At 66.5% G+C, this 20377-nt stretch carries 22 protein-coding genes; 1 reads left to right on the plus strand and 21 read right to left on the minus strand.

From position 1 onward, the window contains the following. Positions 1-14: 14 nt before the first annotated feature. The 7 genes from OG453_RS07205 to OG453_RS07235 form a co-directional block, all read right to left on the minus strand. Positions 15-452 carry an HK97 gp10 family phage protein gene (locus tag OG453_RS07205; protein ID WP_323178614.1) on the minus strand — a complete coding sequence of 146 codons (438 nt, stop codon included), beginning with the start codon at positions 450-452 and terminating at the stop codon, positions 15-17. Continuing rightward, positions 413-835: a DUF6093 family protein gene (locus tag OG453_RS07210; RefSeq protein WP_266865643.1), complete on the minus strand. Its 423-nt coding sequence runs from the start codon at positions 833-835 to the stop codon at positions 413-415. Before OG453_RS07210 ends, OG453_RS07205 begins: the two co-directional genes overlap by 40 nt. Beyond that, positions 828-1196 (minus strand): hypothetical protein, encoded by a 369-nt coding sequence (locus OG453_RS07215; RefSeq protein ID WP_266865645.1) that lies wholly within the window; start codon positions 1194-1196, stop codon positions 828-830. The genes OG453_RS07210 and OG453_RS07215 overlap by 8 nt, the downstream gene beginning before the upstream one ends. Positions 1197-1653: 457 nt before the next feature. Further along, positions 1654-2334, minus strand: coding sequence for a hypothetical protein (locus OG453_RS07220; protein ID WP_266865647.1), 681 nt, complete (start codon positions 2332-2334; stop codon positions 1654-1656). Between the two features lie 189 nt (positions 2335-2523). Beyond that, positions 2524-3702, minus strand: a complete 1179-nt coding sequence (locus OG453_RS07225; RefSeq protein WP_266865649.1) for a hypothetical protein — start codon at positions 3700-3702, stop codon at positions 2524-2526. Next, complete coding sequence (locus OG453_RS07230; protein ID WP_266865651.1) at positions 3689-3838, minus strand: hypothetical protein; 150 nt, start codon at positions 3836-3838, stop codon at positions 3689-3691. The genes OG453_RS07225 and OG453_RS07230 overlap by 14 nt, the downstream gene beginning before the upstream one ends. 108 nt (positions 3839-3946) lie before the next feature. Further along, entirely contained in the window at positions 3947-4897 is a 951-nt protein-coding gene (locus OG453_RS07235) for a hypothetical protein (protein ID WP_266865653.1), read from the minus strand. A 93-nt stretch (positions 4898-4990) separates the two neighbouring features. On the opposite strand from OG453_RS07235, the gene OG453_RS07240 reads away from it, so the two are divergent. Continuing rightward, positions 4991-6667, plus strand: coding sequence for a hypothetical protein (locus tag OG453_RS07240; protein WP_266865655.1), 1677 nt, complete (start codon positions 4991-4993; stop codon positions 6665-6667). A 90-nt stretch (positions 6668-6757) separates the two neighbouring features. Here OG453_RS07240 and OG453_RS07245 read toward each other — a convergent pair whose 3' ends face one another. The 14 genes from OG453_RS07245 to OG453_RS07310 all read right to left on the minus strand — a co-directional run bounded on the left by OG453_RS07245 (position 6758) and on the right by OG453_RS07310 (position 20344). Next, positions 6758-7084, minus strand: a complete 327-nt coding sequence (locus tag OG453_RS07245; RefSeq protein WP_266865657.1) for a hypothetical protein — start codon at positions 7082-7084, stop codon at positions 6758-6760. Positions 7085-7146: 62 nt separating this feature from the next. Further along, complete coding sequence (locus tag OG453_RS07250; RefSeq protein ID WP_266865659.1) at positions 7147-8364, minus strand: nucleoside 2-deoxyribosyltransferase domain-containing protein; 1218 nt, start codon at positions 8362-8364, stop codon at positions 7147-7149. A gap of 273 nt (positions 8365-8637) precedes the next feature. Next, on the minus strand, positions 8638-8868 hold the full coding sequence (locus tag OG453_RS07255; protein WP_266865661.1) for a hypothetical protein: 231 nt from the start codon (positions 8866-8868) through the stop codon (positions 8638-8640). Between the two features lie 120 nt (positions 8869-8988). Further along, positions 8989-9702: a 2'-5' RNA ligase family protein gene (locus tag OG453_RS07260; protein WP_266865663.1), complete on the minus strand. Its 714-nt coding sequence runs from the start codon at positions 9700-9702 to the stop codon at positions 8989-8991. 157 nt (positions 9703-9859) lie between these two features. Then, the gene (locus OG453_RS07265) at positions 9860-10528 is read right to left on the minus strand and encodes a 2'-5' RNA ligase family protein (protein WP_266865665.1); all 669 of its coding nucleotides are present in this window, start codon (positions 10526-10528) and stop codon (positions 9860-9862) included. 91 nt (positions 10529-10619) lie between these two features. Further along, positions 10620-11471, minus strand: a complete 852-nt coding sequence (locus OG453_RS07270; RefSeq protein ID WP_266865667.1) for a hypothetical protein — start codon at positions 11469-11471, stop codon at positions 10620-10622. 146 nt (positions 11472-11617) lie between these two features. Beyond that, entirely contained in the window at positions 11618-13513 is a 1896-nt protein-coding gene (locus OG453_RS07275) for an ABC transporter ATP-binding protein (RefSeq protein WP_266865669.1), read from the minus strand. 134 nt (positions 13514-13647) lie between these two features. Beyond that, positions 13648-14004: a hypothetical protein gene (locus OG453_RS07280; protein ID WP_266865671.1), complete on the minus strand. Its 357-nt coding sequence runs from the start codon at positions 14002-14004 to the stop codon at positions 13648-13650. A 24-nt stretch (positions 14005-14028) separates the two neighbouring features. Then, a complete protein-coding gene (locus OG453_RS07285) occupies positions 14029-14697 on the minus strand; it encodes a PolC-type DNA polymerase III (RefSeq protein WP_266865673.1) in 669 nt (222 codons plus the stop codon). A 16-nt stretch (positions 14698-14713) separates the two neighbouring features. After that, entirely contained in the window at positions 14714-15730 is a 1017-nt protein-coding gene (locus OG453_RS07290; RefSeq protein ID WP_266865676.1) for a phosphotransferase enzyme family protein, read from the minus strand. A gap of 120 nt (positions 15731-15850) precedes the next feature. Then, positions 15851-16732 carry an aminoglycoside phosphotransferase family protein gene (locus OG453_RS07295; protein WP_266869739.1) on the minus strand — a complete coding sequence of 294 codons (882 nt, stop codon included), beginning with the start codon at positions 16730-16732 and terminating at the stop codon, positions 15851-15853. An 8-nt stretch (positions 16733-16740) separates the two neighbouring features. Next, positions 16741-17337 carry a LuxR C-terminal-related transcriptional regulator gene (locus tag OG453_RS07300; protein WP_323178615.1) on the minus strand — a complete coding sequence of 199 codons (597 nt, stop codon included), beginning with the start codon at positions 17335-17337 and terminating at the stop codon, positions 16741-16743. Positions 17338-17378: 41 nt separating this feature from the next. Beyond that, the gene (locus OG453_RS07305) at positions 17379-18815 is read right to left on the minus strand and encodes a glutamine synthetase family protein (RefSeq protein ID WP_266865680.1); all 1437 of its coding nucleotides are present in this window, start codon (positions 18813-18815) and stop codon (positions 17379-17381) included. Further along, the gene (locus OG453_RS07310) at positions 18815-20344 is read right to left on the minus strand and encodes an amino acid permease (RefSeq protein ID WP_266865682.1); all 1530 of its coding nucleotides are present in this window, start codon (positions 20342-20344) and stop codon (positions 18815-18817) included. Before OG453_RS07310 ends, OG453_RS07305 begins: the two co-directional genes overlap by 1 nt. Positions 20345-20377: the final 33 nt, after the last annotated feature.

Raw genomic sequence — 20377 nt, forward strand, 5'->3', positions numbered from 1 at the left:
GTTGCTCAAGTCACTCACAACGCCCCCGAGACCGCTGTGCGAAGCTCCCGTACGAGGAGCGGCCCGAACGCATTGACTGCTGGCCCGAGGTGCGGGAACGGAGGCTGGTTGTAGTGGCGGCCGAGGCTGTCGACGCCCACGAACCCGAACTCCAGACGCCTTCCCTGCGGAGCACTTGTGCCGACTTCCGCAACGATGACGGGCCCGGCCCTGTGCACATCGGACTGCCAAGACGCCCGGTACTTGCCGGTGATCACCCGAGGTCCGGGCCGACCCGACGCATTGCGCTGCACCTGAACCACCAGCGCCTTCGCACCGTGCCGCATCGCGGTCTCAGCCGCGGACACCGCTCCCTTGCCACCACGGTTCAACGCTGCTGCCAGCTGGGATGGATCGCGAAACGCTCCGCCGCTCACTTCGCCACCGGCTTCCGGTTGTGTTCCTCCAGCCACACCGTGCGCAGCACTGGGAACGACGACACCTCGCCCAACGCCGACACCCTGTACGTGCGGCCGACCGCTTGCTCGTCGCGAGCCTCAACGATCAGAACGGTGTCGTTCTCCCACACTTCCGGAGCCTCAAGAGGCAGGAGCAGCCGGTACCCGGCACGCACCTCCTGGACGTACGCGCCGTCCTGCCCCGACCCCCTGCTGCGGATCCGCTCCTGGTGCGCGTACAGACCGGCCTTGTCCTCGTACACGACCGCCGGAGGGGCTGGCACAAGGTCACCCGTTCCCGGGTCCAGCACGTCCTCGCCGCTGCCCCGGCTGACCTGCACCTTGTCCGGCATCAGATGGCGCTCCGCAAAGCGGACGAGACCCGACTGATCAAGCACCCGCAGCCCACTCCCTCAGCTGCGCCAGCATCCCGCGAGTCAGCTCACCAGGCCGCCCATCCAGATCGTCCCGGTCGAGAACGGCCTCGTCGAGCTTCTGCCAGTCCACCGCATCAAGGAACCCGATCACCACATGCCGAACATCCGCAGGCTCCACAACCACCTCGGCGAGACCCTCGAACTCCACACCCTTCCAGCCCTGTTGTACGTACAGGGTGACCTCAGGGCCCTCGTCGACGGTCTGCGTGATCCGGTACGCCTCCACAGCCGAGGCGACATCATGGCCGTCGATCTCGATGACCGCGGACTCCTCGGGGCGGGCAGCGATCCGAACGCGCTGGGGCTCCAGGTACGTGCTCATGATCCCGACCCTAGGTGCGCGAAGCTCACCCGCTCCCTGGAGAACCTGGGAGCCCGTCTCCTTGCCTGCCGTAGCGTGAAGCACGTCCTATTCAAAGCAAGCTGGCTGCTGCTCGGACCATGCTCTGCCCCGCCCACAGCGGGGCAGAGCATTCTCGCGTAACGGCCCCGCGCGACCTCAGCTCACCGCGTGGCCGAGATCAACACAGACGCCTGGGCTCTGTCGCGCAACGCGGAATCTGGCCGACACCGGAGCGAGGGGCCATCCTGGCAGCCCTCGGCGTAGTGATCACAGGCATGGCCATCGCCTTCATCCTGCTTTCACACCGCGTACTTGGCAGCCACAACCGGCGAGACGCCGCCGGGCCAGGTTGCCCATAACCCCTTGTGCCCGTTGTCGCGCGCCGACGCCCACAGCAACCAGCAAGAACAGGGTTGCCTCGCCGGGGCGACGACACCTACTCCATGTCGAGATCATCGCGGGGAACGTAAGGCTGTGGAGGCGGCGCCGGCCAACTGCTGCGCTCCGTGTCCGACAAGGTCACCCGGTAGGGAACCCGTGCTTCGACCAGCTCCAGTTCCAACGGCGGCGGTGGAAGATCCTTCAGGAGCCGTTCGCGGCTGGACAGGTCCTGAGCGTTGCTGACCCACCACTGAGCCCATCCGTACAGGGCGGAGGCGTACAAGGTCAGCGGGCCGGGCTGTTCGCCGACGGTGCTCATGGTGACCGTGTAGCCGACATCGCGCTCGCTCTCCGGAGTGCCGGGTGGAGCCCAGAACTGCGTACGCAGCCCCACAAGACAGGTGTTGTGGTCGACGATCACACCGACCGCAGCTGCGCCGGGATAGCGGCGGATCGTGCTGTCCAAGACCAGCATGGGCGGCTGATCCTGGTCCACAGCGTGCGTGACCAGCACACTGGCACTCTGCGCGAGACGCTCCAGCTCGGCCGACGTCTTCGCGCGCAGATACGGCTCCTCCACGCTGTACTGCGGAATGTCCGGCGCGAAGTCCTTCCACACTCGAGGATCCACCGACATCAGGTGGACGCAACCGAGTGTGTCCGGCTCGCTGCAGCGCGGGCCTTCGACGAGGTAGCGCGTGAGATGCACCTGCAGGGTCCCGTCCGGGCCCATCACGCAATGAGGGTCCACATGAGCTGTTGGTACCTGAACTCCCGGATAGAGGGCCCTCATCCACGGCTGCACTCGCATCTCCCCTCCCAGGAATCAACTGACTCTGCCGTCTGCTTTTCGGTCGGGCACGGTTCCTACCGAACACCATGCCCATCCAGCGAAGATCAACCCGGATGAGACCGCAAGGCGGTGTTACAAGGGCTCCGTGCGCTGGGAGACGAGGGCCCGCGCCTCAAGTTCGTTGAGCGCCGCATACCGCACAGGGGAAGGGTCATGGAGGTGAGCCTTGAACTCGACCTCCCACAGTTCGGCGACCTGGCCGTTGGTGAACTGCGAGGTCAACTGATACCAGTGCATGGAGAGTTGCCACGACACGCGGTTCGGCTTGGCAGCGGCGCCCGAGCCCATGTTCAGGTGGTGGTGCCCGTACGCTGCGGCGATGATGTCCCGCAGCGACGTGGGCACGATCTCAGGGTTGGACACGCGCTCCAACACGGCGGCCAAGTCTTCGGCACAGGACAGTGCGCGGAGAGCCGGTCCACGCCAGCCGGCCCTTGGATCTTCGTACTTGATGGTTCCCTCGGCGCGATCCGCCCAGTGCAGCCCATCTGCCCGGGAGCTCACTTCGTCGGCATCGAACCGCTCGGTGCCTGCCGCGTCGTCGAGATCGACAACGTATCCGGCCGGGCCGACGACTTCCTGGGCCCCGTCGTCGAACACCCACCCGAGTTCGCGAACGTAGCCGCACTGGCCCGAGTACGGCCCGTCGATGATCCGGACACGCTGGTGGATGGCGTAGCCGCTGCAGTCGGCGCTCAGCGTCTGCTGCACGGCGTGGGCCGCCCAGGATGTGCATACCTCCACGGCGGGATCCGGGAGCCCGTTGCCGATGCCGCGCGACATGCCGCCCCACAGAGGCTCGGGCACAGCACTGACCGGACCGGGTGTCGGAGGCCCGTACCAGGGGGAGACGGCGGCCATTGTGCGCGAGAGTGGGGGTGCTTGCGGGTCCCATGTGCGGGTCAGCCACCGCCACCGCTCCACGACGGGATCATCCACGGCGCTGTCGGCGCTCTGCTCAGGCGCCAGACGGTGACCGGCGGCGGGCAGGACGTCCTCGACGAGGGTCCGCACGGTCTGGTCGTCGCGCAGGTGCCACAGCACCGACTCCCACTTGACGCGTTCCACCGGATGGCCGTGGCGAAGATGGAGGGCGTACAGGACGACCGCGATGATGTCGCGGATCGCGACGTCATCCCAGCAGTTCTCGTCCAAGCCGCCTGGCTGGCTGCGCTCCGTTAGGACCGTGGCGCGCTGTACAGCCAGCCCCCAGACGCCTCCAGCGGCGTCCGTGCCCTTACGCATGTCCATCGTGGAGTCCTGCTCTGCGGCTCGAGAAGGTGTACTCGCCGAACTTACCGGCCATCTCGGCGATTTCGAGGACTGTTTCGGCTTGATTCGGCACCACATCAGGCTGCCCGTACAGGTAGGCAATCAGCGCGGCCACGGCGTGAATCGTGGCCGGCGGACGCCCTGCATCGACTACCGAACCGGTCCGGTGATCAGTAGGCGGCCATGGGCTGGAGGACACACCGCACCCGCCAACGAGCAGGCCCTACTTCTTGCGCCGCTGCTGCTTGTGACGCTTGGCCCGCTTCGGCTTGTCCTTCTTCTTCTGGACCCCGCTGCGTGCAGGCGGCACCGTCGAACCTGAGCGGTTCGCTTCCATCTGGGCGATGGCGCTTCGGAGAGTCTCGATGATCTGCCCCTTCAGCGCGCGGACCTGCGTGGGAGTGGTGGCGGAGGCCGGGGTGGTCAGCAAGTGACTCTTCATCAGCCCGATCACCTCCCGCTCGCCCACCGTCCACTCGCGTGGATCGGTGGGGAAGGGATAGGAGCCTGCTGGCGGGAACAGAACATCCAGGAAGGCGCGGGCCTCCGCGTCGGAGATCGAGGTGACCCTCTCCCGGTCCGGAGTGCCGTACGCGTCGGCGGCACTCTCGAGGATCCGCTTCAGGAGGATCTGGCGACTGTCCTGACGGACGGGGAACACATGGGGCTGGGTGGCCAGCCACGCCGCTGCTGCGGAGACTGCCAACACGGTTCCCTCGTCGGAGGGCTTGCCACCACGGGCCAGGTTCATGTCCGACGTGCCGCCCGGTACCTCAGCGAAGTGCTCAAGGGCGAGCTCCTGGAATTCGACGGGAGCGTACTGCTCGATGAGACCGCGGGCCCCGGCCACGACAGCCGCGTTTTCGACGCCGCCGACTTCGTCGTACGCGTCGAAGAGAGTGTTGACGGTGCCTAGCACCTGCTTGACAGCGAAGTCGAAACGAGGCCCTGGAAACGGGAGGCGACCGGGGGCGTCATCCCAGGTTGCGATCTCGTCGAGGGTCTGGGCGATCTGCTCCCTGTCACCGTCGACGAAACTCAAAGCGACCTTGTGGCCGAGAGACTCCATCTGTCCCATTCGCTCAGCCATGCCCGGGGGCATGAGCGAAGCGAGACTTGCCCGGCTTTCGGAATTCACTGCACTTGCCCCCTGTGCTGGACTGACGCGATCCAAGAACGACGCTATCAACCGAGCTTTCCCAGCGGCTCACTTCGTATGTGTCCTCCTGCTTGCGCTCGCGGCTGGGGGCGGGGCTAGGGTCCGATCATGACTGCGCACCCATTGGCCGACCACGCTGCCGCACTGCGGTCCAAGGCGCTTGATTTCCTCCGCTCTCCGCTGGCCGTTGAGGTGTGGTCAATGCTGCTCAATGAGGGCCAGGCGTTCACGATGCCGGCCCAGTGGGGTGCCCTGCCCAGGCAGCAGCAGATACAGCAACTGCTGAAGGCCGAAGGTCGTCGGATCGCAGACGGCACCACCTTCGCCGTGGACGTGGCAGTGGTGGCAGCAGCCAAAGCGGCGGGACAGGACCGCCAGTTGCGGCTGCCGTTCACAGAGGATCTGCTGCCCGCGCCATCCGGAATGTTCGTCTCCACGACATCCATGGGGGACTTGGTCAACGGCTGGCCGATGTCTGTGGTCACCTGGGGCCCGCCCATGGACGGATTCGCCCCTGGCGTGCATCTCGCCTGGTGGTCTATCCCGCCTACTCAACCGTCGAACCCGGACCGTCGACTCCCGATCTATCCGGACTTCGACCTGCACTTGCCGCTCCCCCCGATCGTGGACGGCCGCCTGTGGGAGATCGACGTACCGTCCGGGCATCGGTACTCGCAGATCCCGCTGCGCACCGTCGTGGCGACCTGGTACGCCCTGTCCACTGAGGCCGTGGAGGTGGCAGAGCGAAGGCCCGAACCCACTCTTGGGCGCGCACTTGCCGCGCAGAAGGCCAAGAGGCGCGGAGTTCAGGTCGCCACCGCCGCTGCTACGAATACGGTGCTGGAAGCAATCACCGCAAAAGCTGCCGAACGCGCCGCCCGGCTGCAGGCTGACCACGGAGGAGAGTTCGGGGGTCTCGACTCCGTGGCACCGACACCACGGGTGGCCTCGCACGGCGTCTTCGCGCCGGCGCAAGATGGGGAACTCCAGCCAGAGCTGCGCAAGATCGCCCACTCGTATCGTGCAGCGGCCGAGCACTGGCATCGCCTGGAGGCAGAGGTCGACCAGGTATACCCGGGGATCTTCCCGCAGTTGGAGGAGCTGCGGGTGCGGGAGTACGGCGAGTGGCCGACGTGGTGCTGGGTGCCGAGCCTTCGACTCGGCGCGTTGCTCATGCACGTGTACGGGGCGACGGTAGATGAAGCCATGTGGGACGGGCCGCGCATCGCAGCGGTCGGCGCGTGGCTCAGCGGCGGCCGGCACGCCCTGCTGCCTGCGGCCGACTTGCCTCCACAACTCCCCGATGACCGCGCTCCGTTTGGCCTTGAGGGGCGCATGCCGGTCCCCGGAATGGGGCTGATCCTCCCGGGCAGCGGCGATGACCTTCTCCAGCTCACATTCATCGACTACGCCGAAGACAAACCTATGGGCGAGCTCGTCCTCGTATCCGATGAAGGCAAGCACGGCAACGGCTTCCGCGACCTGGCCAAGCACACGCTGTTCCTCGCCGACACCACATTGACCGAAGCGGTCAAGTCCACACAGATCCACTATGACCAGGCCGCATTGAAGAACGGGGAGAAACCCCGCCCGGCCGACGATGCGCTGTACGCCCAGTACGCCGAGTGGTTCGGCTTCGTCACCGGACTGCTTGAAGCCGCATGTGCTCCCAACACCGTCACGGTGGATGCAGGTGCGCTGACCGGCCGCAAACCGGCACTCCCGTGGCCACCGGAGCCGGGACTGCTGGCGGAGACACAGCTGTGGCTCGTGAACACCCCGTAGCCGCGACGCGCGAAGGCGTCTGCCCTCTTCAGCTATGCCGGCCATGCACTCCGTCGAGCGGCCTGAGCTCCGTCGCCTGCCTCAGGCCACTCATCGGCCGAGCAAGCGCGCCTGATGCCGGTGCTCCGGGCAGAAGGTGACGAGCGTGAAGTCGACTGACAGCCGCTTCCAGGCCCAACCCTCGGGCAGGTACGCCTCCAGCACGTCCTCGGTAATGGCCCCAGACGGCACGATCACCTTGCGTGGGCACAGCGATTCCAGCCCGCTGTGGTGGTGACACGTAATTTCGTTGTACGGCTTCGCTGCCTGCGCGGCCGGGCGTCGGCGGCGTAGCCCCGGAAAGTGCGGTTCGAGCACGGAGCAGAGCACGACGGCACCGAGAGCGCCGGCGAGGACGGGAAGCGCGAGAGGGTTCATTGGCCTAGCGTCCTGGACGCTTCCAGCCCTGCGCCACCCTCGGGCTCGCGCAGTGCGCCGCTTCACAGGGCTACCGCGCTGTTGTGGAGGGCCTGAGCGATGATGCCCACCGTGGTCCAGTCGACCGTGAGTCCGTTGCGCGCGTCGAGGAGGTCGGCGACCCGCACAACCTCGACGTACGTCTGCTCACTCTCCTCAGCGTTGCCGTGGTGACCCTGGTCGCGACGAAGCCGATCCATTTCCGCCTCGGCCAACTCGACGGCGTACACGGTCTGCGTGTGGGAGGAAACCGTCCCGGCGCTCTGGCGCACAGCGACCAGACGCAGCCGTTCCGACGAGATCAGGAGCCCTGTCTCCTCACTCAGTTCGGCCGCCGCCGTCTTGCTCCCATCGGAGGCTTCGTCGGACGAGGAGCCACCAGGCAACTCGTGGATGTAGCCGTCCGGAGTCCTGGCCGGAGAGCGGAATTCCCGGACCAAGACCACCTCGCTCTCAGTCCATGTTGCGCCGTGCCGGTAAGCGATCACGGTAAACATGTCCGGGCGGCCGATGACCATCTCGTTGCTCTTGACCCGGCCCTCCGCAGCGACGAGCACTTCGGCCCGAAAGCCCCAGAACAGCACCAGCCGCTGCTGTGGCCCCACACGGAAAGTCCACTGCAGTTCGCCACCGACAAGCTGGTTGCCAGCATCCGCTTGAGCAGCCAACCACCGCTGGAAAGACTTGGCTCGCCACACCAGCAGCGGGACGGACCGATGACCAGCTGATCTCAGGGAACCGGCCCCAACGCGCTTCAGGGCCAGGTCAACGGTCTCCGGCAGCTTGTGGGCGACAGGGACGTTGCAGTGCTCTGCTGTCGCGTGCAGATAGGCGATGTGGGCGGCCTCGGGCGGATAGCCAAGAACACACCGTCCGGAAGACTCGTACCGGCCGAACTCCACGTTCGTCGAAAGCCCCGGAAGGCCATTCATCGTCCGCGGTACCCAGAACAGGATTTCGTCGCTCTGGTCCATTACGGTGCGCTCCCAGGCGGCGGACTGGGCCGCGACCACGGGCAGCGCGGTCCCGGTGCGCGCCTCAGGGACGAAGACCACCAGCAGGCCCGGATGCTGCCACTGCGCGGTGAGCTCCGCGATCGCCTCCGGTCGCCACGACGCCACCTCTGCTGTACGAGGGGTCGGCCCGGCCAGGAACACACTGGCGTGCCACTGATCCGGTGACTGTTCGCCGAGGTACACCACCTGTACCTCGGCCTTGGCGGTCTCGCTGCCCTCGGCCAATGGTTCGCTCCTCTCGATCACCACTTCGGGCCTGCACAAGGTCGCGCATCGACCGGCCCGGAACGCATAGCCACCTGGCCGTCATCGGCCAGGCACTTCTAGCGGCGCGGTTGCGGCAGCCATGCTCTACGGGCCGTCGATGGTCAACTCGACTCCCGATCGCCGCCAGGCCATCGGTACACCAGCAGCTTTCCGAGCACCCCGATATGTCCACGTCCAGCCCGTCGAGTGCTGAGCCTGACCCTCCTCATCAATCTTGACGGACCACCACAGTCAGCCGAACGGTGACGGCCGACCATCCGCGAACGGCGGTGCGAACGCGACAGCAGGCCGACTAGTCAACTCCGCGAGACTGGTGGCTGCTTTCTGCACGCTCTGCAGCTGCATGAACGCCTGGCGGGTGCTCTCACGATGCTGCTGACGGGCCCCTCTGGCGATACCAAAGAGGACGAACGCCACCACCGCACACACCGCCACGACCAGCGTGCTCCAGCCGATACCCACCGCACCCCTCTCATCGCAGACCCCCCATGCCCGCAGATTCGCACGGCAGGGCTCGGTCCCTCACGGTAGTGAGGTGTGATCGAGACAGCAGTCGATCCGAACGAATCCACGGTCTCGTCATCAGATGCCCGATGCGCCAGATGATCGGCCGCTGTCCTCCACCGGTCCCGCCGAATTGTTCTCAGGGTGCCGGGAACGCAGCCCAATCTCGGCAACCCTTTCCCACGACATCTGCCAGGCGGAGCGACCGTCCGGCAACTTGTTGTGGTGGTAGGCGACATCGAGGACGTGCACGCGCGAGACCGTCCACGCAGCGTGCCGGGGAGTGATTGCACGCAGGGTGCTCTGAAGGGGATCGCTGTCCGCGGCGTCATAGGAGTACCCGATGGACGCGTGCGGACGACCCGTCTCATACAAGACTGCGGACGGACCTCGAGCGTCCAGGAGGGCCTTCCACACCAGGCCCTGGAGACCATCCAACTCGTCGTTGGGGAAGACATCCAGGACGGCACCGGCTTTGTTGGCGATGGGCGGACCGCACATGACTCGGAAGGCTGGGATGCCGGCCAGTTCCTTCCGGAGGGCGGCCACGAAGACGACGGTGTCCTGCTGGCTCATCTGGTCCGCAGGAACCGAGGTGTCCATCGCGATCGTGATATGCAGCAGGTCATCGCGCTGAAGGTCGATTGGGTACGACGCCATTGAAGAACGGCACGCCTCGACCAGAGCCAGCAACTCGGTGTCGGTGTTGCTCTCCGGAAGCGCGTATACGTGCCTGACCCGCATTCCGTCCCTCCACTGACGGGACTGGAACGAGGGAGTCCATTTCTTCACGAGTCTCCTTCTCTTTTCAGGCGTGATGGGCGACTAGCGGCACTGGGCGATCACGGGCATTCGGGTCGAGTTGTTGAAACCGAGACGGGCTCCCGCTGCAGCGATCTCCGGTTGCCGGACCAACAGCGTCTCCGTATCAGCGGCTTCGGGCATCGCTCTAGTCGGTGGCGCCACAAGCCAGGCGGAGTTCGTGGACCGGCTGGAACGTGTACGTGTTCCGGTCCGGGACCTGCCGCTCCCACACCAGCCACACCGAAGAGACGAGGGCGGAGGTGCGGATGCCCGGCCGGATGGCTTTCCCTAGATCTGAGGCCAGCTGATCTGAACGAGCAGCCAGTTCCGGGGTGTCGGTGTCCTGGATGCCATACCCGCACGACATGTGACTCCAGAAATGCTCCTCCTCGGGCGGGAGATCCATGCCAGCGGCGAACAGCCCACGGCGGACCCGGCGGTTGAGGAGCGCCGGACCCTCCTCCGGCCATATCTCGACGATCCCAGCGGACCCCGATGCCCTCGCCGGACCGATCTCAATACGGAACGGCTCCAGATCCGCCAGCTCACTCTGGACTGCGACCGCAGCCTTCTCAAGCTGCGTGCCGTCCACCCGTACACCTGCCGTGTTCAAGGGCCTGATGGACTGGATCGTCATATGTAGGTCCTCCGGCGCGATCGGGGCGATCACGTCCGGGTAGCGGGCTACGACCTCGCTTAGCCGGGCGAAGTAGTCGAGGACCTGGGGCTCGGACTGCGGCAGCCACAGGACGTGCGGTTTGGCCCACTCCTCATCTGGGGCGTCCGGCGAAGCCCAAAGGCGCCCGGTGTGCATGAACTTCCGCATAGGAATCCCTTTTAGTCTCTCTGCTGAGTTCGGCCGACCTGTTGTCAGGGTGTTGCACGGATGCGCAGTGCCTCCTGCATCAAGTTCCCTCCTCACGACACTCATTGGCCGTACCCAGAGGCGAGGTGACACCTTCGCGGTCCGGCATGGCGGCACAGTCTCGTGCGGATGATCGGCCGCGGATGGCGTCGCGGAGAGCAGCGGTGGCCCCGGAGAGAGCGTCGCCGTCACGCAGCACCACCGCGTGGTGCAGGTCTTCTGCCGCGGTGAGGACTGCGGCGGCATCGAGTACGAGCAGTTCGTTGTGATCGAGGGTGCGTCCGTACCCGGCGAAGAACATGTCGGCCAGATGCGGCTGCGTGGCCCAAAGATGTGCACAGCGAGCGAAGTCCACTACAGCAGGGAGGACTTGAGCTTGGCCAAGGTTGGTCAAGGACAACGTCTGGCCCTGGATGTTCCACCGCCACGAAGCGGGGCCGAAGGTGCCGTGGCAGAACGCCACAGGCAGATCCTGGACGTGGGTGAGCAGCCTGTCGCCGCTGCTGCGTACGGCCTCGGCTTCCTCCAGGCTCAGCCACGCAGTGGTGCGGTCGACCAGGCGGACGACGTGCTTGACGTAGTGGGTGAGATGCCGGGCGGCCTGTGCACGAGCGTCGCCCACATGCTCCGCGCTGTCGTGCAGGACAGCCAGCAGGCGGCCGGCATCCTCATGGACGCGCGGCAACACATGCAGGGACGCCTCGCCGTCGACAGGCCTGCCGCGGGGATGCGTGGTCAGCAGCGCGCGCAGCCTCGGCTCGGAGGCGATCAAGCGCGGCCCGTGGGCAGGGCCAAGGCGGTGTATCGCTGCCCGGTAGGCCTGGACCTCCCGACGGAAGTCCAGATCATTGCGTACGACACGGATGTCGATCAGGCCCTGGGGCACCGACACCCGCCATGCCTTTGCTCCGCAGAGCTCCGCGGGCAGCGGCCAGGGCCTGATCGACCCGAGGCGAGCCCGGGCCCATTCGCCGACCTGCGCCGAGAGAGGGAGCAGTGGTGCTGAGGCCTGACGGGTGCGCGGTGCAGGATGCGGGTTCATGAGGCTTTGGCCGACGAAGGGGTGTCGGACCGGGATGAGCGAGGCGTGGGCACTACCCCTCCGCTGCAACTCCGCTCACTTCCAAACTGGCTCGCCTGAAGGTCGTACAGCTCCGCGAACAGTGATCCGTCCTGAGCGAGGAGTTCGCCGGGGCTACCGGACTCGACGAGACGGCCGTCGTCGAGGACGTGGACGAGGTCGGCATGCCGTACGGAGGCGAGCCGGTGGGTGATCAGCACGATGGTCTGTCCGGAATCCGCCAGGGCCCGGATACGGTCGAAGACCTCCAGTTCTGCCCGAGCGTCCAGCGCGGCCGTGGGTTCATCCACGATCAGTAGCTCGCCGTCCCTCCGGGCTGCTCTGGCGATTCCTACCCGCTGCCACTGTCCGCCGGAGAGCTCTGCGCTGCCGCGGAACCCTCGCCCGAGAAGCGTGTCGAGTCCCCTCGGCAGCTTGGCGATCACGTCCTGGGCGCCAGCCTGCTCGATAGCCGCCTGAAGCCGGTCATCGTCCATGGGGAGATCGGGGCGGCCGATGCCGACATTGACCCGGGCGGTAAAGACCCACCGCACGAAGTCTTGCGCCACCATCGCGACCCTGGAGGCGAGTTGCTCACGTGAGGCGTGCGCACCGTCCACGTCATCCCACATGATCCGGCCGGAGGTCGGCTGGTACAGGCCCGCGAGGAGCTTCACCAGCGTGGTCTTGCCGGCGCCGTTGACTCCGACGAGCGCGACGATCCGTCCGGAAGGGATGGACAGCGACACGTCCTTCAGGGCTAGTTCACCCTCGTCGTTCTGCCCGGGGTAGGTGAACGACACGTTCTCGAAGCGGATATCACGCACCTGTTCAGGGAGATCCACGCCACCGGACGGGATAGACAGCCGGTCGGCCTCGGTGATGAGCCGCTGCAGGTCGGCCACGTAAAGGACTTCGCTGTTCAGGGAATTGAGCTGATTGACCACCGTCGTCAGACTCGCCGCCCCCGTGCGGATGCCGATGATCGCGGTGCCCGCCACGGCCAGGTCCATGACGCCGAACCACAACAAAGCGAACAGAGTGCCGTAGGCGGCCGCGGTGGCCAGCCCGGTCCAAGCCGAGGCGATGAGCACAGTGTGCCCCTCCTGCCGGGCCACACGCTCCTTCTCTGCCTCGGCTGCCTCCGACATGCCGCGGAAGTGCTCCAACAGGAACGGGCCGACCCGATGCACCCTGATCTCGGGCGCAGCCTTCGGATCAATGATCATCTGGGAGATCCGCTGGCAGGCACGTGAATGCTGGACCCAGGCCTGCCAGAGGCGGTAGCGGCGCCGGGCGGTGACCAGAGCAGACCAGCCGCTGGGCAGCGCCATCAGCACGAGCATGGGCATCAAGGCCCAGTGCAGCAGGGTGAGTACACCGAGTGCGGCCACGAAACCGAGAAGGGCGTTGATGACCTGGGTGCCCATGCGGATGGAATAGCGGGCAGCCATCGCCCCGTGCTGAGCGGAGTCCAGGAGGCGGTGGAAGTTGTCGTCCTCGATCGCCGACAACTCCACCTGGCAGGCCCGCTCCAGGTAGGTCTCCGTTGCCCGTCGCTCCACCTTGGGTTCGAGACGGCCGGTCATATAGGTGGACCGGGACCGGCACAGGGACGCCACCATCATGGACAACGCGACCACCACGAGCGCCGGAGCAGCGGCCCGGGCCCGCTCCTGCAAAGTAGCGATAGTCATCACGTGCGCCAGCGCCGCGTTGACCGCGAGCAGGGTGACCATCCGGGCGATGCCCTGACCGAGTTCCGCGCCGATCAGCTGTCGGGTCGCGGCGCGGTCTGCGTCCCAGGCCAGCCGGAGCACGGTCGCCAACTGTGTGGGCAGCTGCTTGACCATGCTCGTGAAGTCGATGTTCATCCGGGCTTCTTCGTGCCGGGACCAGCCCTGGTCGTAGCGCAGCGGTCCGCCGAACAGCAATTTCTCGGAGTCCGATACGACCGGCTCTTCGTCGTTCTCTTCCGCCGCCTTGTTGGCGCGTTTGCTTCGCCAAGTCACAGGCAGATCCCGTCTTGCGGGCTCTCGACGACGGGCGACTTAGTGGCGACGGCGTACCCCCAGAGATCCCGGGCTGCGCGAGCGGCTGCGTCCGCTTGCCGGTGGGCCTCGGGACCCCAGCCGAAGAGATCGACGGCATGGTGCGGGTCGGCCAGGAGCCTGAGCAAGGTCTGCCCACTGGCAGGGGCGGGACGGGCTGGGCCGATACGAGTGACGGGTGCAGCCAGGCGTACCCGTACGTAGGGGCCCGTGCCGCCGTACACCTCTGCTTCGGCGTCGTACACATACCCGAGGTAGTGCGCCGGGCCGAGCATGGGGGCCGTAGCTGAGTGGGGACGGTGGGCCTGGTGCACGGGCTGCTCCTTCGGACGTGGACGTCAGGACAGTTCGAGTTGGGTGGGTGCGATCGCGCGGGGCTGCAGGCCGGCGATCCGTACGAGGTCGGCGAGGCTGGTGATGTGGTGGCAGCGGGAGGCCTCGGTAAGCAAGTGGCGGAACAGGCTCGCGGTGACCATGACGTCGTCCATCGCCCGGTGACGATGCGCTGGTTGAGGAATCCCGCAGTGAGACAGAAGGGCGTCCAGGGAGTACGAGGAGAGACCGGGGAAGATCGTCCGCCCCAGGAGCCGGGTGCACACCAGCCGCGTGTATGCCAGGCGCGGGCAGGCCTCGCGGTAGCGGTACACGAATCCGGCTTCGACTGGTGCATGGTGGGCGACCAGAAGTTTCGGCCGTCCCGGCAATGCGTCGTCCAGCGCATGCAGCACTGTGGCGGCTCGCGGCGCGGCGGCAACATCTGCGGCTGTGATACCGGTCTGTGCCACATCCCGCTCGGTGACCGGAGCGTGGGCTGGTGGATTGATCAAGGACTGGAATGAGAAGCCACTGTGGACGGGACCTTTGCCTGGCTCGTAGTGCAGCCCCAGCGCGGCTACTTCGATCGGCTCCGGAGAGTGACCTTTGGGTGTGGTGCCCTCAAAGTCGATGACCACGAAGTGGGTCTCCTTGAAGGCTGGATCGTCCGCCAGTCGACGGCTGCCGGACATGGCTCTCCTCATCACCTCACCGCCCCCCATTGGTGGCGGCGAGTGTGGGCTCGAGGTCGTCGAGATTCGTCAGGAGGCGCCGGATAGCGAGCTGCTGGTCCATCCAGTGCTGCTGCAGCCTGGTTCGTTCTTCGTCGGGCAGTGCGTACTCGGCGGTGGTCGCGCCGTAGAAGCTGAAGAGCATGTGCAGCAGCGCGATCCGCGCGGTGGCCTGTATCTGGGGGTGGGGGAGGCTCGGATTCTGTGACCGGTAGGCCTGGATCATGCGCACGGCGCACTGCACCCACTGGGATCCGTCTGCAACGGTCCGCGGATCGAACGCGGCACGCCCCAACTCCCAGCCACAGATGGCGGTCTCCGCGCGAAAGCCGACGAGCGCGGTGATTTTGCCGGCCTGTGTGAGGACGTTCGTGGGGGTGACGTCGGCGTGCAGGGCCTGTTCGACCAGGTCGTGGGGGAGGCTGGCACGCAGCGATCGGGTATAGCGCCGCAGATCCTCGCGCCGCTGCTCAAGGTCTTGGCGCACCTGCGGCAGGTGTGGCTCGTGCTGCCGGACTGCGCCCTTGAGGGCGCGGTTACAGCGGGCGACGCCTTCTTCCACGCTGCGGGTATGCCACCGGGCGGGGCGACGCCATTTGAGCAGAGGGTAGGCGGCGAGGACACGGTGCATCTTGCCGAGGAGTAGTCCGAGTTGTTCGGCCCCATCGACGGTCATGGGCTTGGTGGAGGCGCTGCCCGGTGCTTCGTCGGTGACGGCCCAGGCGCGGCCTCCTTCTACTGCGAACAGGCGGCCGTTGTTGATGGTCCAGACCCGAGGCACAGGCAGGTCCGCAGCCCGGCAGTACTCGGACATGTCCCATACGGTGCGCAGGTGTTGTATGTCGTCTGGGGTGAGGGAGCTGTACTCCTTGATGCGCAGGCGCAGGCCATCGTCGGATTCGGCCCGCCAACTGACGGTGTCCGTGCCCTTATGGACTGGTACAGCGGATCTGAGGGACAGGCCGTAGTGCCCGGCGAGGATCTCGCTGAGCATCTCTTGGGCCGATTCTTCATGCACGATGCTGCCGCCTGACCATGGGCAGTTGTGCCACGGCATTGCGATCTGTCGGCTGGCTGGTGTGCATCCATTCCGGGTCTGTGGGGCTGGAGACGGTCATGCTCGGCGCCCTCTCAACACCTGCTGGATGTGCTCCGTCCGCAGGTTCTCGATCATGGTGTGGGCTTCATCGACGAGGCCGAGGTCACGGTGGTCGACGCCCCACCGCAAGCAATCAAGGGCGTCCACGACGGCATACGCCGCACGCGCATACAACTCCTGCGGCGTGAGGGGACGCGAGTAGCCGATGTAGAAGGCGGCAGCAAGATCGGGGCGGTGGTGCAGGACCCGGTAGTGAAGCCGGCTCAGGTCCTTCCCGGTGGCGGGAGCCCATTCGGTTCGCTCGAAGTCGATGATCCGCAGCCGCTGTTCGCTCGCGTCCCACAGCCAGTTCTTCGGCATGAAGTCGCCATGGCACAGGACCTGCCTCCCGGGCGCCGGTGGCTGCTCGGCGAGAGCGTGCAGCAGTGTCAGCACGTCCGACGGGACGAGGCCACCAGCGCCGTCCAGCCGCTTGCTCAGGACGCTGTCCCAGGCTGGAGCGTCGACTGGTTGAGGCCGCTCGCTCTCCACGGCGTGCAGCCGGGCCAGGAGCTGTCCGGCTTGACGGTAGGCCTCACGTTCCTGCTCGGCCGGCAGGCGAAGGGTGTCGAGGCTGACACCAGGCACCCCGGTGACCACGATGGTCCGCTCGGTCGAGTCCGCCGCTGCCAGAGAGGGCGCGCGGCCCGCGCCCAGAGTGGCAGTCCACTTCTCGTACGCGTCGACTTCACGGCGATGGAGCTTCGGGCCGACGTGTTGCTTGACGAACCACCGGTGCCCGTCGGCTCCTTGAACCTCCCACACAGAGGGCCGCATGTCGCTTGGCCTGGAGTGTTCCGTGATGACGGTGTACTCGTCGGTCACCGTTGCCATCAGGCTGTGGAGGTTCATCGGCATCGTGCTCACTACGCGGCTTCCTTCCGTTCGCTGACCCACCGCACGGCACCATGAGTGATCACTTGAGTACTCATGGTGTTGTCGTGCGGGTGCGTAGCTTGCCAACCAGCACTGACAATCCGCTCTGACCTGCGGACTTCTACGCCGAGCAGCCCGTAGCCCCAGCCCAGAGTGACCAGGTGCGCATCGGTGGCGGCACCGGCACGTCGCCGCAGACGCCGTATCCACACCCCTGCCGTGCTTCGGGCGGCGCGGAATGTGCCGCCGATCTGGCCGTGCGTGGCTCCGGAAGCAATCAGGTGCCACAGGCGCAGGTCGAGATCGTCGAACTCCACGGCGCAGTGCGCCCGGTGAGGGCGGTCGAGCTCTCCACCGATGTAGGCCTGGTGCACGAGCCCTGGTTGTCCCGTCACCTGCAGCCGCTGACTCGTCCGAAGTAGGTGGGTGCTGACGGTGTCCAGGGTGATCCCGAGTGCGCCGGCCACGGCGGGTCTCGATCCTCCGGCCGCGATCAAGCGGAGAACACGCAACTGGTGCGGAGTCAGCCGCCTCTTCAGGGCGGTGGAGCTGTGGGCAGTCATGGAAGCGGCGTCCCTTCGTCGCATCGCTTAGGGGTGGGCGGCACCAGTTGGCGCCGCCCATGAGGTCAGGCTCGGGTGAGCCAACGCTGTCGCTCGGCGTCGGTGACCAGCTGCTGGTGGTGGTTCAGTTCCAACTGAGCCAGGTGTGCGTAGTGGGCCACGACGTCTGGGCCGACTGCGTCTAGCACCGTGGGACTGTGCCTGAATGACACGAGGGCCTGCTGCAACGTGGACGCCACAGGCATGGCGCCGTTAGCGCAGGCGTAAGCGTTGCCGCTTTCGGCGAGGCCAGACTTCAACTGGTGCGCGATGCCGTAGTTGATGCCCGCGAGCGCCGCGGCCAGAGCCAGGTAGGGGTTGGCATCTGCGCCCGGGACCCGAAGCTCCAGGTGGCGGCCTTCACCGTGGCCGACTACGCGGATCGCGCAACTGCGGTTGTCGACTCCCCAGGTGAAAGCGGTCGGGGCGAACGACTTGGGCGTGAACCGCTTGTACGAGTTGACGTTCGGCGCGTACAGCGGTCCGAAGGAGGGCAGGGCGTCGAGCATTCCGGCGATCGCGTGTTCGGCGAGGTCGGACAGACGGCCGTCGGGGCCGGTGATGGCGCTCGCCCCGTCCCGCCACAGCGACATATGCAAGTGCAGGCCGCTGCCAATACCTGTTTCGGGTGCGGCCATGAAGGTCGGTGCCAGGCTGCAGCGCCTCCCGACAGCGCGTACGGCGTGCTTGAACAGCAGATGCCCATCGCAGGCCGCGACAGGGTCGCCGTACTGGAAGGTGACCTCGACCTGGCCCGGCGCTCCTTCCGTCTTGATCGCCTCCACCGGCAGGCCGGCGCCGGTCAGGGCTGCCTGCAGGCGATGAAAGAAGCGGTCGACTTCCGGTGCGTGATCGAGTGCGTAGTCGAGGTTCTCCTCGGCCATCGGCATCCGCCCCTGATCGCCGCCTGCGGAGGCCTGCTCGTAGGTGCCTGTGCCTCGGTAGACGACGAACTCCGTCTCCAGCCCGACCTTCACCTGCAGGCCGTGGGCGGACAGTCGCTCCAGCTGCCGCTGCAGTATGTGCCGCGGGGCCACTTCGATCGGCTGGTCCTCAGGGGTGACGGCGTCACCGAGCACCACAGCGGCTCCGCGGACCCAGGGCACCGTGCGCAGTGTCGCCAGGTCGGGGACGGCAACCAGATCCTGGTAGCCGGTCTCCCACGACGCCAGCGCGAAGTTGTCCACGGGCGTCATGTCGACGTCGGTGGCCAGCACATAGGCGCACATGTCCGCGCCACCGGGTATGACCCGCTCAAGGAAGTGGCGGGCGCTGTACCGCTTGCCTTTCAGCCGGCCCTGAAGGTCAGGAAGGGCGAACATCACCGTGTCGATCAGGCCCGCCGCCACCAGTTCGCGCAGCTGCTCAGGGGTGATCAGCCCAGAGGGCTGACGGGGCACGGTCCGTTTCGGGGATGGCGGCAGGTGGTCCAGCGCCCCGTTACCAGCGTTAGGCGTCGCCATCACACGATCTCCTGCTCAAGCTCTATGGAGCGGCCGTGATCGTAGGCGTGGACGGGCACCTTGTAGTCGTGACGTCCAGCGATCCGCCACCACAGCCAGGCCAACGCCAAGGCGACGGCCAGAGCAAGGGGCGCGTAGTTGAACGTAGTGACGGAGAACAAGCCCGTGTCGGGCCTCGTCTGGGGCAGGCAGAACAAGACGGTCACGAACACCACCCACAAGACGGCGATACTGCCGATGGCCACGCCCCAGCGGCCCAGGTTCCACGGGCCGGGCCGGAACTTGCGGCGATAGCGGATCCGCAGGTAGATGGGGATGGCGTAGGCGGGCGTGATCCCCAGGACATTGATGGCCGTGACCGCCGCATACGCGGTCGGGCTGTACAGCGACGGCAGCGCCAGGACAGCGGCTGCAGTAACTGCGAGCCACACTGCCCGGTTGGGGGTTCCGGTACGGGGGTCGACGTGGCGCCACCAGGCCGAGCCCGGCAGGGCGCCGTCGCGGGAGAACGCGAAGGCCATCCTGCTCGCGGCTGCGGTCTCGGCGTTGCCGCAGAACAGCTGGGCCACGATCACGATCAGCAGCAGTGCCTTCGCGCCGGACGTCCCTACGGCGTCCAGGAAGATCTGCGCTGGGGGCACGGCCGCGCCCTGGACGGTGGCGTAGTCCTTGATGGCGAAGGTCAGCCCGGCGAGAAGGACGAATCCTGCGACCCAGGACACCCAGATCGCGCGGACGATGCCACGGGATGCTGCTACCTGCGCGTTCGTCGTCTCTTCCGAGAGGTGCGCGGAGGCGTCGTATCCGCTGAAGGTGTACTGCGCCAGCAGCAAGCCGATGGCCGCCACATACAGCGGGTTGTCCCAGCCGGTCTCGTTCGCAAAATGACCGAAGACGAAGCTCGGCGACTGGTGGTGGGACGGGACGACCACCAGGACGCCGACGATCACCGCGACTCCAGCCAGGTGCCACCACACGCTGATCGAGTTCAGCACGCTGACGACCCGTACCCCACGCAGATTCAAGGCAGCATGCAGGAGCAGAACGCACAGGAAGATCAGCATGGTGGAGCCCGGCGTGGCCTCGAAACCCCACTGCAAGTCAGCGAAGGCGGAGATGAACAGTGCGGCCCCGTAGTCGATGCCGGCGATGGCGCCGAGCAGGCCGAGCAGGTTGAGCCAGCCGGTGTACCAGCCCCAGCGGCGGCCGCCGAGCTGCTCGGCCATGTAATACAGAGCGCCGGAAGTGGGGTAGGCGGAGGTGACCTCGGCCAGGCCAAGGCCGACGAGCATCACCATGAAGCCGACGGTGATCCAGCCCCAGAGCATGACCGCGGGCCCGCCGGTGATCAGCCCGAAGCCGTACAGGGTCATGCAGCCGCTCAGGACGCTGATCACGGAGAACGAGATGGCGAAGTTTCCGAAGCTGCCCATGCGCCGGGTGAGGACTGGCTCATAGCCGAGCTCACGCAGATACGCATCGTCGGCCGTGGTTCCAGTAGGGCGGCCGCTAGGGCCTGTGCGGAACACGGAAGTTCCTCCAGAGAGGGGAGTGGGTGAATT

The sequence above is a fragment of the Streptomyces sp. NBC_01381 genome (assembly GCF_026340305.1).
Taxonomy (GTDB): domain Bacteria; phylum Actinomycetota; class Actinomycetes; order Streptomycetales; family Streptomycetaceae; genus Streptomyces.

Bases quoted from the DNA above. Each gene is read 5' to 3' on its own strand.
- OG453_RS07215 (WP_266865645.1), bottom strand. From the start codon at position 1,196: ATGAGCACGTACCTGGAGCCCCAGCGCGTTCGGATCGCTGCCCGCCCC.
- OG453_RS07225 (WP_266865649.1), bottom strand. From the start codon at position 3,702: ATGGACATGCGTAAGGGCACGGACGCCGCTGGAGGCGTCTGGGGGCTG.
- OG453_RS07240 (WP_266865655.1), top strand. From the start codon at position 4,991: ATGACTGCGCACCCATTGGCCGACCACGCTGCCGCACTGCGGTCCAAG.
- OG453_RS07245 (WP_266865657.1), bottom strand. From the start codon at position 7,084: ATGAACCCTCTCGCGCTTCCCGTCCTCGCCGGCGCTCTCGGTGCCGTC.
- OG453_RS07265 (WP_266865665.1), bottom strand. From the start codon at position 10,528: ATGCACACCGGGCGCCTTTGGGCTTCGCCGGACGCCCCAGATGAGGAG.
- OG453_RS07275 (WP_266865669.1), bottom strand. From the start codon at position 13,513: ATGAACATCGACTTCACGAGCATGGTCAAGCAGCTGCCCACACAGTTG.
- OG453_RS07285 (WP_266865673.1), bottom strand. From the start codon at position 14,697: ATGTCCGGCAGCCGTCGACTGGCGGACGATCCAGCCTTCAAGGAGACC.
- OG453_RS07290 (WP_266865676.1), bottom strand. From the start codon at position 15,730: ATGCTCAGCGAGATCCTCGCCGGGCACTACGGCCTGTCCCTCAGATCC.
- OG453_RS07295 (WP_266869739.1), bottom strand. From the start codon at position 16,732: ATGCCGATGAACCTCCACAGCCTGATGGCAACGGTGACCGACGAGTAC.
- OG453_RS07300 (WP_323178615.1), bottom strand. From the start codon at position 17,337: ATGCGACGAAGGGACGCCGCTTCCATGACTGCCCACAGCTCCACCGCC.
- OG453_RS07305 (WP_266865680.1), bottom strand. From the start codon at position 18,815: ATGGCGACGCCTAACGCTGGTAACGGGGCGCTGGACCACCTGCCGCCA.